We start from the raw sequence: 12,578 nt of genomic DNA on the forward strand, positions 1-12,578 counted from the left end.
TCCCGACGCCGCTCCGCCGAACGGACCGACAAGATATACAGAACTTATAAAACGCTAACTTCATGTCTTCTACAAATTCCAAACTTACGCGCGTCGCCGACAACGTCCGCATCCTGTCGGCCGCGATGGTCGAAAAGGCGAAATCGGGACACCCGGGCGGCGCGATGGGCGGCGCCGACTTCATCACGGTCCTCTTCGCCGAATTCCTGCGATACGATCCCGACAACATGGCCTATCCGCACCGCGACCGCTTCTTCCTCGATCCGGGGCACATGTCGCCGATGCTCTATGCGACGCTGTCGCTGGCCGGACACTATACGACCGAGGACTTGCAGTCGCTCCGGCAGTGGGGCAGCGTGACGCCCGGCCACCCCGAGGTGGACGTGCTGCGCGGCGTGGAGAACACCTCGGGCCCGCTGGGACAGGGGCACGCCATGGCGCTGGGCGCCGCGATCGCCGAACGGTTCCTTGCGGCGCGCTTCGGCGAGTGGACGGCGCACCGGACCTATGCCTACATTTCGGACGGCAGCGTCGAGGAGGAGATTTCGCAGGGCGTGGGCCGCATCGCGGGGCATCTGGGGCTTTCGAATTTCGTCATGTACTACGATGCGAACAACGTGCAGCTCTCGACCAAGGTGGACGAGGTGGACACCGAGAACGTCGCCATGAAGTACGAGGCGTGGGGCTGGAACGTGCTCTCGATCGACGGCAACAACATCAACGCGATCCGCGAGGCGCTGGTCGCCGCCGAGAGCGAGACGGAGCGGCCGACGCTCATCATCGGCCGGACGGTGATGGGCAAGGGGGCCCGGGGTCCCGCCGGAGAGAGCTTCGAGGACAAGGTCTCGACGCACGGCCAGCCGCTCACGGCCGCCGGGGCGGACATCGGGGCCACGATCCGCAATCTGGGGGGCGATCCCGAACATCCGTTCGCCGTCTTCGACGAGAGCCGCGAGGTGTTCGCCGAGCGGCGCGAGGCGCTGCGGGCTTGGGCCGCGCAGCAGGCCGCCGTCGAGAAGTCGTGGCGCGCGGAGCATAAGGAGCTGGCGCGCAGGATGGACCGGTTCTTCTCGGGCGAGCTTCCCGAGATCGACTACAAGACGATCGAGGTGAAGCCCGACGTGGCGACGCGCGCGGCTTCGGCCGCGGTGCTGGGCGTTTACGCCGAGAAGGTAGGGAACATGATCGTCTCGTCGGCCGACCTGTCCAATTCGGACAAGACGGACGGGTTCCTCAAGAAGACCCGGGCCTTCGTGAAGGGCGATTTCTCGGGGCAGTTCTTCCAGGCCGGCGTTTCGGAGCTGACGATGGCGTGCGTGATGAACGGCATGGCGCTGCACGGCGGCGTGATTCCGGTGTGCGGCACGTTCTTCGTCTTCTCGGACTACATGAAGCCGGCCGTCCGTCTCTCGGCGCTGATGCGCCTGCATGTCATCTACGTCTGGTCGCACGACTCGTTCCGCGTGGGCGAGGACGGCCCGACGCACCAGCCCGTCGAGCAGGAGGCGCAGATCCGGCTGATGGAACACGTGCGCAATCACCGCGGCGAGCGGTCGATGCTCGTGCTGCGTCCGGCCGACGGCGACGAGACCGTCATGGCGTGGAAGCTCGCGCTCGAGGAGCAGCGTCCCGTGGCGCTCGTGCTGTCGCGTCAGAATATCCGGAGCCTGAAGACGCTCGCCACGAGCCGCCGCGAGGAGGCCGCGCAGATAGCCAAGGGCGGATACGTGGTGATGGACGCCGCCAAGCCCGCCGCCGTGCTCATCGCGTCGGGTTCGGAGGTCTCGACGCTCGCCGAGGGCGCCGGGCTGCTCGCGGCGGAGGGAATCCCCGTGCGTGTGGTGAGCGTTCCGAGCGAGGGGCTTTTCCGCGACCAGCCCAAATCCTACCAGGAGAGCGTGCTGCCTGCGGGACTGCCGCGTTACGGCATGACGTCGGGGCTCGAGGTGAACCTGCGGGGCCTCGTGGGCGATGCGGGGACGATCCACGGTTTGAACCATTTCGGCTATTCGGCCCCCTTCAAGGTCCTCGACGAGAAGTTCGGTTACAACGGCGAGACCGTGGCGGCCGAAGTGAAGAAGATGCTGGGGCGGTAGTTTTGGCGCACCTCGATATGAATGATGAAAGCCACCGCTTCCGCGGTGGCTTTTTCGTTCTGCGAACCCGGGCGCGGTCGGCAGGCGGCGTTTCATGGCCGGTCCGGATGCCGGTGCGCGGCGACGGAAACGGGGCGAGGACCCGTTCCGCCGGATTCCCGTTTTCGCGGAAAACCGCGGCCGGATTTTGCGGTTCCGGAAAAAATGCGTACCTTTGTCCTCCCGTCTGTCGGGCGGGGGAATGTGGAAAGATTTGGACTGCTTGCAACCACAATAAAAAATCGCTAAAACAGCACGTTTTTTATTCCAACAGCCAATTTTTCCCATTTTATACGTTTAACCCTAAAAAACGGATAACAATGGGCTTTTTGTTTACATCGGAATCGGTGTCCGAGGGGCATCCCGATAAGGTCTCCGATCAGATTTCCGACGCCATCCTGGACGAATTCCTGCGTCACGACGCCAACTCGAAGGTAGCGTGCGAGACGCTCTGCACCACGGGACTGGTGGTCGTGGCGGGCGAGGTGCGCTCGGAGGCGTACGTGGACGTGCAGGGCGTGGCGCGTCGCGTCATCAACCGCATCGGCTACACGAAGGGCGAGTACCGCTTCGACGGCAACTCGTGCGGCGTGGTGTCTGCCATTCACGAGCAGTCGCCCGACATCAACCGGGGCGTCGTGCGCGAGGCCGAGGAGGAGCAGGGGGCCGGCGACCAGGGGATCATGTTCGGCTACGCCTGCAACGAGACGCGCGAGATGATGCCCGCGACGCTGATCCTCTCGCATGTCATTCTCAAGGAGCTGGCGGCGATCCGCCGCGAGGGCGAGGTGATGCGTTACCTGCGGCCCGACTCGAAGTCGCAGGTGACCATCGAATACGACGAGCGGACGCGCAAGCCGCTGCGCGTGCATACGATCGTCGTCTCGACGCAGCACGACGAGTTCATCCTTCCGGGCGGGGGCCTCACGGAGAAGGAGGCCGAGCGCAGGATGCAGGAGACGATCCGCGAGGACGTGCGCACGATCCTCATTCCGCGCGTCAAGGCGCGTCTGGAGCGGGCCGGCGACAAGCTCTCCGAGCTGCTGACGGGCGACTACATCCTGCACGTGAATCCCACGGGCAAGTTCGTCATCGGCGGCCCTCACGGCGATACGGGCCTCACGGGCCGCAAGATCATCGTCGATACCTACGGCGGCCGGGGCGCGCACGGCGGCGGCGCCTTCTCGGGCAAGGATTCCTCGAAGGTGGACCGTTCGGCGGCCTACGCCGCGCGGCATATCGCCAAGAACCTCGTGGCGGCGGGCGTCGCCGACGAGGTGCTCGTGGAACTTTCCTACGCCATCGGCATCGCCGAGCCGCTCTCGGTCTATGTCGATACCTACCGTTCGGAGCGCCCGGCGGCCATCGCGGGAATGACCGACGGCGAGATCGCGCGCCGCGTCGGCCGGCTCTTCGACCTGCGTCCGGCGGCCATCGTGAAGCGGTTCGGGCTGAAAAACCCGATCTTCGAGGCCACGGCCTCCTACGGACACTTCGGAAACCGTCCCTACAAACGGGTGGAGAAGGTCTGGGAGAACGGTGCGGAGACCGAGCGCGAGATCGAGTACTTCGGCTGGGAGAAACTCGACGCGGTGGATGCCATCAAAAAAGAGTTCGGCCTGTAACGGTCTGTACGGCAATGGAATCGGGGCGTCCGTCGGGGATGCCCCGATTTTTGTGCCGGACGGACATACTAACCGGCCGGGCGGGTGCGTTTGTCCTGCAAACCCGGCTTGAAAAACGATTCGCTTATGGATGAAGTTGCCTCCGAATGATAATTAGAACCTAAACATTTCGATTCATTATGAAAAAGGCATTTTTGTTTTTGGGAGCTATCGCCGTCGCGGCTGCGGCGGGCGGCGTGACGGCCTGGGCCGTGAGCGGCGGGCGCGGCGGCGAGGTGAAGTATATCGAACGCGAGGTGGAGCGCACCCCGGCGCTGGGCACGCATTTCACGTCGTACCAGAGCGACAAGTATCCCGACCTGACGTATGCCGCCGAGAACGCGGTGAAGGCCGTGGTCAATATCGAGGCCATCCAGCAGGTCGAGATGCCGCAGCGCCGCGGCTACGACCCGTTCCTCGAGTTCTTCGGCATTCCGCAGGACTACGGTTACGGCGACGGGCGGCCGCGTTACCGCGAACAGCGGGCCGGAGGCTCGGGCGTCATCATTTCGAAGGACGGCTATGTGGTGACGAACAACCACGTGGTGGACGGCGCCTCGAAACTACGCGTGAAGCTCAACGACGGGCGGACGTTCGACGCCAGGCTCGTCGGCACGGATTCGGCGACGGACGTGGCGCTGCTGAAGATCGACGCCGACGACCTGCCGACGCTGCCGTTCGGTTCGTCCGATGCGCTGCGGCTGGGCGAGTGGGTGCTGGCCATCGGTTCGCCCTTCGACCTGCAATCGACCATCACGGCCGGCATCGTGAGCGCCAAGGCGCGTAATCTGGGGGCCATTCCCAACGATTTCCGCATCGAGTCGTTCATCCAGACCGATGCCGCGGTGAATCCCGGCAACTCGGGCGGCGCGTTGGTGAACACGCACGGCGAGCTGGTGGGCATCAATACGCTCATCAAATCGCAGACAGGCAGTTACATCGGCTATTCGTTCGCCATTCCGGAGTCGATCGTGCGCAAGGTAGTGGTCGATCTGAAGGAGTACGGCGTCGTGCAGCGCGCCATGCTGGGCATCATGTTCCGTCCCGTGGATCAGGACTTCATCGACAGCGAGGGCGAGGAACTCGGCATCAAGGAGATCGGCGGCGTCTATGTGGCCGGCGTGACCGAGGGCGGCTCGGCTTCGGAGGCGGGCATCCGCAAGGGCGACGTGATCGTGGAGATCGACGGTCTGAAAATCAACGATGCCGCGACGCTGCAGGAGCAGATCGCACGCCACCGTCCCAACGACAAGGTGAAATTGTCGGTAAAAAGAGACGGCGACGTGAAACAAATCGACGTCACTTTGCGTAATAAGGCAGGTAAAACGGAACTGATCACCAAGGAGGACGTCGATGTGGTCGAGGCTTTGGGCGGCAAATTCGCCGACGCGGGCACGAAACTCTGCCGCGAGCTCGACATTCGGGGCGGCGTGCAGGTGGTCGGCGTCAAGCAGGGCGGAATCCTCTCCCGTGCCCGTGTCAAGCAGGGATTCGTGATTACGCACATCAACGACGCGCCGGTTTACTCGCTCTCGGACATGGAGCGCATGACCGAGAAGATCCGCTCGATCGACGGCATCTATCCCAACGGCCGCTCGGCAAGCTATATGCTTGTGGAGTAGCCGGCGGCGGTCCGGGCGGGTTTTTCATGCGGAAGATTAACTTTTTTGGAGTACAGATAAGAAGATGCGTCAGTTAAAAATCACGAAATCCATCACCAACCGCGAGAGCGCGTCGCTGGACAAGTACTTGCAGGAGATCGGCAAGGAGGAGCTCATCACGGTCGAGGAGGAGGTGGAACTCGCCCAACGGATCAAGAAAGGAGACCAGGAGGCGCTGGAGAAACTCACCAAGGCGAACCTGCGGTTCGTGGTCTCCGTCGCCAAACAATACCAGAATCAGGGCCTGAGCCTTCCGGACCTCATCAACGAGGGGAACCTGGGGCTTATCAAGGCCGCCGAGAAGTTCGACGAAACCCGCGGTTTCAAGTTCATTTCCTACGCCGTGTGGTGGATCCGCCAGTCGATTCTCCAGGCTCTGGCCGAGCAGTCGCGCATCGTGCGTCTGCCGCTGAACCAGGTCGGCTCGCTCAACAAGATCAACAAGGCGTTCGCCCGCTTCGAGCAGGAGCACGAGCGCACGCCGTCGCCCGAGGAGCTGGCCTCGGAGCTGGAGCTTCCGAAGGAGAAGGTGACCGACACGCTGCGTGTCGCCGGCCGCCATGTCTCGGTGGATGCCCCGTTCGCCGACGGCGAGGACAACTCGCTGCTCGACGTGCTGGTGAATCCCGATTCGCCCAATGCGGACCGCGGGCTGATTAACGAGTCGCTTTCGACGGAGGTGGACCGCGCGCTGGAGACGCTCACCGAGCGCGAGCGCGACATCATCAAGTATTTCTTCGGCATCGGCTGCTCGGAGATGACCCTCGAGGAGATCGGCGAGAAGTTCGACCTCACGCGCGAGCGCGTGCGTCAGATCAAGGAGAAGGCGATCCGCCGCCTGCGTCATTCGTCGCGGTCGAAGCTCCTGAAGTCCTATCTGGGATAACCCCGGATCGGAGCGAGAAGACGGCCCCGGAGCGATTCGCTCCGGGGCCGTTTCGTCGTACGGGAGAGGCTCCGGCGGACGGAGCGTTCCTCGCGGCGGGGCGTATGTATGTCCGCATCCGGGACTTGTGTCCGGATACCCGGATTCCTATGCCTGTTCCCGGAGACGCTTGCAGTAGCGTTCGCACTGTCCCGCGATGTCGTAGCCGAGCATGGTGCCGAGCATGAAATCCTCCTCGGGCGAGAGCCGGTTGAGCGGTTTGTGGATGAATGTCGCTACGGCATCGAGGCAGCGGCGGTTGCCGAAATAGAGGTTCACCTTGCTGCCCGCCACCTCCTGAATGAGGTAGCCGATGCCCTGACGTTCGAGCCGTTCGGCGAGCAGCGAGGCGCACGTGCGGCACATGGTGCAGAGCACGAGGTTGCGCACGCCCTTCCGGAACTCGTAGATCTGGTGCAGGAACAGCTTCATCGAGTCGTAGCGGTGGAACTCTTCGGCGCTCATGGCTATTCTTCGGTTCTGAGCAGCCGGCACCATGCCGCGACGCGTTCTTCGGTCTTGTCCGGGGCGCTTTCGTCGATGGCCAGCCCTACGAACCTGCCGTCGGCGCAGACGAGCGAGTCCGTGACGTCGTATCCCACGGGTTCGTAGGAGCCGACGAAAATGCATCCGGTCGGTTGCAGCTCCTCGTAGAGCAGCCCTACGGCGTCGCAGAAGGTGTCGGGGTAGGAGCCGCTGTCGCCGCAGCCGAACAGGGCGACCTTCCTGCCGGTCAGGTCGCGGGTCTTCAGCCGGTCGAGGAACCCGTACCAGTCGTCCTGCAGGTCGCCGTTGCCCCAGGTCGGGGAGCCGAGGACCAGCAGGTCGTATTTGTCGGTTTCGTCGGCCGAAGCGTCGGCCACGTTGTGTACGTCGGCATCCGCGATGCCGAGCTGTTTGGCGATGTCCTGTGCGACGGCCTCGGTCGATCCGGTCGTGCTGCCGTAAAAAATTCCGGTCATAGTCTCTGATGTGTTTTTGGTTCTATGCAAAGAAACGGCATTTCCGCAAGTCGGGCAATACCGAGATTCCGGGATTTTTGCGGCGGGACCGATACCGTCTTTGTGCGATGCCCCCGCATCGCGGAGAGCGGATGCGGGGGCGTCGGAAGGTGCGGAAACGCCGGGACGCTGTTTCCGGAATCGGACCGCACGGCGGGCGGCATCCCTTCGCGGGACGGCCTGTCGCGGAGCGGGCTACCAGACGATCGGCTCCTTGCCCGCCGAGCGCAGGTAGTCGTTGGCGCGCGAGAAGTGGCGGCAGCCGAAGAATCCCCGGTAAACCGAGAGCGGCGAGGGGTGCACGGCCTTGAGGATGAGGTTGCGCTGCGGGTCGGCGATGGCGCCCTTGCGCTGGGCGTAACTGCCCCAGAGCATATAGACGATGCCCTCCTTGCGTTCGGCGATGGCGCGGACCACGGCGTCGGTGAAGGTCTCCCAGCCGCGGCCTGCGTGCGAGGCCGCCTCGTGGGCGCGGACCGTCAGCACGGAGTTCAGCAGCAGCACGCCCTGTTCGGCCCAGCGGTCGAGGTTGCCCGAGGCGGGGACGGGCGTTCCGGTGTCGTCGGAGACCTCCTTGAAGATATTTTGCAGCGACGGCGGGAAGGGAATGCCGTCCGCCACCGAGAAGCAGAGGCCGTTGGCCTGCCCGGGGCCGTGGTAGGGGTCCTGCCCGATGATGACCACCTTCAGCCGGTCGAACGGGCATTTGTCGAAAGCCCGGAAGATGTTGCTGCCGCGCGGGTAGATGCGCCGCGTGGCGTATTCCTGCCGGACGAAATCGGTCAGGGTGACGAAATAGGGTTTCTCGAATTCGGGAGCCAGCAGCTCTTTCCAGTCGGGTGCGATCTTTACATCCATAGGAGTTACGATGCGGTTAAAGTTGCGTAAATGTAGTAAAAAGTTCGCTCAATATCGCTAACTTTGTTTCCGTTATGAAGAAAACGATACTTTTTCTGGCGGCTTTTCTGCTTTCGGCGGGGAGCCTGGCGGCGCAGACCTCCGCGGAAGGCGTGCGCAATGTGATTTATCTGATCGGCGACGGCATGGGGCTGGCGCAGGTATCGATGCTCAAGATCGAAAACGGCTATGAACCCACGGCCTTCGACCGGGCCGAGGGTGTGGCGCTCATCTCGACCTACTCGGCCAACAACCGCGTCACCGATTCGGCGGCGGCCGGTACGGCGCTGGCGACGGGCGGGAAGACGAACAACAGCGTGCTGGGGCTCGATCCCGAAGGGAATGCGCTGCATTCGATGATGGAACGCGCCGCGGAGCGGGATATGGCCACGGGCTTGGCCGTGGTGACCTACCTTCAGCATGCGACACCCGCGGCGTTCTACGCGCATGTCGGAAACCGCGGGGAGACGGAGGCCATCACGCGCGACATGCTTTCGTCGGGGATCGACGTGATGCTGGGCGGCGGCTGGCGGAATCTGCAAAAGCCCTGCGACGAGGGCGGAACCTATGCCGAGGCGTTCGCCCGGCGCGGATACCGGGTCGTGCAGTCGCTCGACGAGGCCGAGGAGGTCTCGTCGGGGCGGTTGCTTTGCGCCGTGGACGAGAAGGAGTTCGACGGATTCGCGGTCTCCGAGCGGGGCGATTTCCTGCCGCGCGCGTCACGCAAGGCGATGGAATTGCTCGAAGGGATTGCCGGCGAGCGCGGCGGGGGATTCCTGCTGATGATCGAAGGTTCGCTGATCGACGGCGCATGCCACGGCAACGACGCCGAACGGCTGCTGGCCGAGATGCGCGATTTCGACCGGACGGTGGCCGCGGCGATGGACTTCGCCGACCGCACGCCCGGAACGCTGGTCGTCGTGACGGCCGACCACGAGACGGGCGGTCTGACGATTCCCAGCGGCAATGCCGATTTCACCCGTGCGGAGAGCGGCATCGACTACCGCTTCTCGACGAAGGGACATACCGGAACGCTCGTGCCGGTCTATCTCTACGGTGCGGGAGCCGATGCCATCCGCGGCGTGATGGACAACACGGAACTGGCCCGCCGGATCATGGAGCTGCTCGGTCTGGAGTAGTCCGAAGCGGCGGACATGTCTGTCGGAATGCGAATCGGCGCCGCCCGTTCCAGGGCGGCGCCGATTCGCCGTTTGGAGGACTTGCCGTCAGCGCGTTCCGGATCCGGCGGCGACCTTCTCGATCGTGTCGGGCAAGATCGGCGAGGCGGACGGGTTCCGCCCCGGACGGGGAATCCGGCTGCATGGCGGCCGGCCGGAGATCGGAAACGGCGTTTTGTTCCGGGTCAGCGGTTTCCGCGTTCGGCTTCGTTGTCCTTCTCCGGCTTTTCGTCCTCCTCCCAGTCGAACCAGGGGAATTCGCGCCGGCCGCCGAGCGAAAAGCGCGTGTAGGTGATCGGCAGCCCCATGCCGAGGAACAACTGTTCGTAAGCCGTTTTCACCGAAAGCACCTCGTCGGCATACCCCGAGCCGTAGATGTCGGGGTTCGAGACCGCGCAGGGCAGACCGAAGCGGCGGATGACCTCGTTCGTGTAGGCGTAGAGGTGCTTGGAGTCGGTTTTGAGGTGGATCGTCCCGTCGGCCCGGAGCAGGCGGGCGTAGTATTCGAGGAAGAGCGGCGAGGTGAGCCGCTTCTTGGCGCGGCGCGTTTTGAGCTGCGGATCGGGGAAGGTGATCCAGATCTCCGAGACCTCCCCTTCGTCGAAGAGCCCGTTGATGAACTCGATGCGCGTGCGCAGGAATCCCACGTTCCGCATACCCCGTTCGGTCGCGGTCTTGGCTCCGCGCCACATGCGGGCGCCCTTGATGTCGATGCCTATGTAGTTGCGCGACGGGTCGCGTTCGGCCAGCGCCACGGTGTATTCGCCCTTGCCGCAGCCCAGCTCCAGGACGATCGGGTTGTCGTTGCGGAAGAACGAGTCGTGCCAATGTCCCTTAAGCGGGTGGTCGCGGCGGAACACCTCGTCGAATTCGGGTTGTACGAAACAGTCGAAAGTCAGGTTTTCGCGGAATTTGCGGAGTTTGTCTTTTCCCATAACCGGATGAATCTGCCGCCTTGACGGGCGGACCGGGGTTGAAATTCTGTCATTGGCTGTCGGAGGTTCCGATCCCGACGGCTTCGATACCGCGCACGGGCCGTGTCGGTGCGATCGTCATGCGGTAGTCGCCCTCCCGTGCGAAACGGACGCGGCGGCGGTAGGGTACGGCGATTTCGCGGGCGATGGCTGCCGGACCGTTTGTGCGCGGAGACGTTATGCGGAAAAACTCCTCGAAGCGCAGCGAATCGGGTGTTGTCGTGGCGATGCGCAGTGTCAGCGTATCCTCGCCGAAGCGGTCGTTGCAGCGCAGGAACAGGGTCAGGTCGCGCAACGACGTCGTGTCGGCGTTCGCCAGCACGATTCCGGCCGGGTCCTTCCACGAGACCGGATCGGTGTCCGCGGCGTTCGACCGGAAGGGCTGCGTGCAGCCTCCGGCCGCAGCGACCGCCGCAATCGCAGCCGCCGGAGAAGCGATACGCCGGACGATGCGTTTCACGGCCTGCGGGTGTTATGCGTTCTGCGGCGGCGTGCCGCCGTTGTTGCCGTTGCCTCCGGATACCGGACCGTTGCCGCCCGGTGTGCCGCCGCCATTGTCGCGCCCGCCGCCGTTATTGCCTCCTCCGCCGGCCGGGGCGTCGCCCTTTCCGGAGCGTCCCCCGTCCGGATTGCCGCCGCTCCCGCCCGGCGCATTGCCTCCGCCGCGCCGCCGGTTGCGGTTGTGGCGGGAGCGGTTGCCCTCGCCCCGATCGCGCGGGGCGTCGTTCGTGCGGGATTCGGTGCGCTGTGCGCGGTTGTCGTCGCGGTCGGCAGCCTTCGGCTCGCGGCCTTCGCTGCGCGGGGTGTTTCCGGCGTCGTCGTTCGGACGCTCCTCGCCGTTGCGCGGACGCTCTCCTCGGCGGCGGCTGCGCTCCCCGCGGCCCCCTTCGCGTGCGGGACGGCTGCGGTCGCTGCGCTCTCCGGCGTTTTCGCCGCCGTCGCGGCGCTGCTGCTGCGGAGCGGCGCTCTGCGTTTCGCCCTGGGGCGTCTTCTCGCCGCGGCCGCGGTTGCGTCCGCCCCGTTTGCGGCGTTTGGCCTGGTCGAAACGGGTGATGCTGTCCTCCTCGGCGCGGTAGGTCGGCTCCTCGGGCTCGTCGCGCAGCGAGTCGGCGTGTTGCAGCCGGTCGGGCTTCTTGCCCTGACGGTTCAGGGCGAGAATCTCCCTGACGCGGGAGACGGGAAGCGTCGTGGCATTGACCATCGCCTCCTTCGACGAGGAGAAGGTCATCGTGCCGGCCAGCACGTCGCTCTTGACGAGGAACCACTCGCCGTCGATCGTCTGCAGGGGTTCGCGCAGGCGCGGGAACTCCTTGCGGGCGTCCACATAGGCGTCGTATTCGTACATCATGCAGCACTTGAGCTTCGAGCACTGCCCGGCCAGCTTCTGCGGGTTGAGCGAAATGTCCTGCACGCGCGCGGCGCCCGTCGTGACGCTCGAGAAGCTCGACATCCACGAGGCGCAGCACAGCTCGCGGCCGCAGGCGCCGAGCCCGCCGATGCGGCCCGCCTCCTGCCGCGCGCCGATCTGCTTCATCTCGATCCGTATGTGGAACCGCTCGGCGAAGACCTTGATCAGCTCGCGGAAGTCCACGCGCTCGTCGGCGATATAGTAGAAGATGGCCTTGATCTTGTCGCCCTGGTACTCCACGTCGCCGATCTTCATGTTCAGTCCCATGTCGGCGGCGATCTGCCGCGAGGCGATCATCGTCTCGTGTTCGAGGGCGATGGCCTCCTGCCAGCGTTCGATGTCGTAGGGCTTGGCCTTGCGGTAGATCTTCCTGAACTCGCCGTTGTAGGGGTTGAAGCCCGTGCGGCGCATCTGCCGCGCGACCAGGTCGCCCGTGAGCGAGACGATGCCGATGTCGTGGCCGGGCGAAGCCTCCACGGCCACGATGTCGCCCCGTTTGAGCGGCAGGTTGTTGACATTCTGGTAGAACGAGCGGCGGGTGTTCTTGAAGCGCACCTCGACGATGTCGCTCGGGACATTGACGGGGTACTCCTCGAGCCACGCCGTCTCGTGGAGTTTGAAGCAGCCGTCGCAGGGCTTCGCTTCGACTTCGGAGCCGCAGTCGCAGAAGGCGCAGCCGCGGCCTATTTCGGGTTTGAATCTGTTGTTATGCGGTTTTTCGGTATCCATCGTAGG

The 12,578-nt window shown here is 64.4% G+C and carries 11 protein-coding genes; 5 read left to right on the forward strand and 6 right to left on the reverse strand.

All coding sequences use genetic code 11. The annotated features are described in order from the left end of the window. Positions 1 to 62: 62 nt before the first annotated feature. From KB554_RS06175 to KB554_RS06190, 4 genes are all read left to right on the forward strand, one after another. A complete protein-coding gene (locus KB554_RS06175; protein ID WP_141427906.1) occupies positions 63 to 2,096 on the forward strand; it encodes a transketolase in 2,034 nt (677 codons plus the stop codon). 359 nt (positions 2,097 to 2,455) lie between these two features. After that, positions 2,456 to 3,760 (forward strand): methionine adenosyltransferase, encoded by a 1,305-nt coding sequence (metK, locus tag KB554_RS06180; protein WP_141427905.1) that lies wholly within the window; start codon positions 2,456 to 2,458, stop codon positions 3,758 to 3,760. Between the two features lie 179 nt (positions 3,761 to 3,939). Next, positions 3,940 to 5,421, forward strand: coding sequence for a Do family serine endopeptidase (locus tag KB554_RS06185; protein WP_141427904.1), 1,482 nt, complete (start codon positions 3,940 to 3,942; stop codon positions 5,419 to 5,421). Positions 5,422 to 5,485: 64 nt separating this feature from the next. Further along, the gene (locus tag KB554_RS06190; RefSeq protein WP_141427903.1) at positions 5,486 to 6,346 is read left to right on the forward strand and encodes an RNA polymerase sigma factor RpoD/SigA; all 861 of its coding nucleotides are present in this window, start codon (positions 5,486 to 5,488) and stop codon (positions 6,344 to 6,346) included. Positions 6,347 to 6,493: 147 nt separating this feature from the next. Here the strand turns inward: KB554_RS06190 and KB554_RS06195 are convergent, their stop codons facing one another. From KB554_RS06195 to ung, 3 genes are all read right to left on the reverse strand, one after another. Continuing rightward, positions 6,494 to 6,850 (reverse strand): DUF2023 family protein, encoded by a 357-nt coding sequence (locus KB554_RS06195; RefSeq protein ID WP_141427902.1) that lies wholly within the window; start codon positions 6,848 to 6,850, stop codon positions 6,494 to 6,496. A 2-nt stretch (positions 6,851 to 6,852) separates the two neighbouring features. Next, a complete protein-coding gene (locus tag KB554_RS06200) occupies positions 6,853 to 7,347 on the reverse strand; it encodes a flavodoxin (protein WP_211035224.1) in 495 nt (164 codons plus the stop codon). A gap of 234 nt (positions 7,348 to 7,581) precedes the next feature. Then, positions 7,582 to 8,244 carry a uracil-DNA glycosylase gene (gene ung / locus KB554_RS06205; protein ID WP_211035225.1) on the reverse strand — a complete coding sequence of 221 codons (663 nt, stop codon included), beginning with the start codon at positions 8,242 to 8,244 and terminating at the stop codon, positions 7,582 to 7,584. A 74-nt stretch (positions 8,245 to 8,318) separates the two neighbouring features. On the opposite strand from ung, the gene KB554_RS06210 reads away from it, so the two are divergent. Beyond that, positions 8,319 to 9,422 carry an alkaline phosphatase gene (locus tag KB554_RS06210; protein ID WP_141427899.1) on the forward strand — a complete coding sequence of 368 codons (1,104 nt, stop codon included), beginning with the start codon at positions 8,319 to 8,321 and terminating at the stop codon, positions 9,420 to 9,422. 224 nt (positions 9,423 to 9,646) lie between these two features. Here the strand turns inward: KB554_RS06210 and trmB are convergent, their stop codons facing one another. Genes trmB through ricT form a run of 3 tightly spaced genes read right to left on the reverse strand, consistent with a single transcriptional unit; the run spans position 9,647 to position 12,572 of the window. After that, positions 9,647 to 10,396: a tRNA (guanosine(46)-N7)-methyltransferase TrmB gene (gene trmB / locus KB554_RS06215; RefSeq protein ID WP_211035226.1), complete on the reverse strand. Its 750-nt coding sequence runs from the start codon at positions 10,394 to 10,396 to the stop codon at positions 9,647 to 9,649. Between the two features lie 49 nt (positions 10,397 to 10,445). Further along, on the reverse strand, positions 10,446 to 10,895 hold the full coding sequence (locus KB554_RS06220; protein WP_232522924.1) for a hypothetical protein: 450 nt from the start codon (positions 10,893 to 10,895) through the stop codon (positions 10,446 to 10,448). Between the two features lie 12 nt (positions 10,896 to 10,907). After that, on the reverse strand, positions 10,908 to 12,572 hold the full coding sequence (ricT, locus tag KB554_RS06225; protein ID WP_211035227.1) for a regulatory iron-sulfur-containing complex subunit RicT: 1,665 nt from the start codon (positions 12,570 to 12,572) through the stop codon (positions 10,908 to 10,910). Positions 12,573 to 12,578: the final 6 nt, after the last annotated feature.

Source organism: Alistipes sp. Marseille-P2263 (assembly GCF_018101075.1).
Taxonomy (GTDB): Bacteria; Bacteroidota; Bacteroidia; order Bacteroidales; family Rikenellaceae; genus Alistipes; species Alistipes dispar.

Bases quoted from the DNA above. Each gene is read 5' to 3' on its own strand.
- ung (WP_211035225.1), bottom strand. From the start codon at position 8,244: ATGGATGTAAAGATCGCACCCGACTGGAAAGAGCTGCTGGCTCCCGAA.
- KB554_RS06190 (WP_141427903.1), top strand. From the start codon at position 5,486: ATGCGTCAGTTAAAAATCACGAAATCCATCACCAACCGCGAGAGCGCG.
- KB554_RS06200 (WP_211035224.1), bottom strand. From the start codon at position 7,347: ATGACCGGAATTTTTTACGGCAGCACGACCGGATCGACCGAGGCCGTC.
- KB554_RS06185 (WP_141427904.1), top strand. From the start codon at position 3,940: ATGAAAAAGGCATTTTTGTTTTTGGGAGCTATCGCCGTCGCGGCTGCG.
- KB554_RS06175 (WP_141427906.1), top strand. From the start codon at position 63: ATGTCTTCTACAAATTCCAAACTTACGCGCGTCGCCGACAACGTCCGC.
- metK (WP_141427905.1), top strand. From the start codon at position 2,456: ATGGGCTTTTTGTTTACATCGGAATCGGTGTCCGAGGGGCATCCCGAT.
- ricT (WP_211035227.1), bottom strand. From the start codon at position 12,572: ATGGATACCGAAAAACCGCATAACAACAGATTCAAACCCGAAATAGGC.
- KB554_RS06210 (WP_141427899.1), top strand. From the start codon at position 8,319: ATGAAGAAAACGATACTTTTTCTGGCGGCTTTTCTGCTTTCGGCGGGG.
- trmB (WP_211035226.1), bottom strand. From the start codon at position 10,396: ATGGGAAAAGACAAACTCCGCAAATTCCGCGAAAACCTGACTTTCGAC.
- KB554_RS06195 (WP_141427902.1), bottom strand. From the start codon at position 6,850: ATGAGCGCCGAAGAGTTCCACCGCTACGACTCGATGAAGCTGTTCCTG.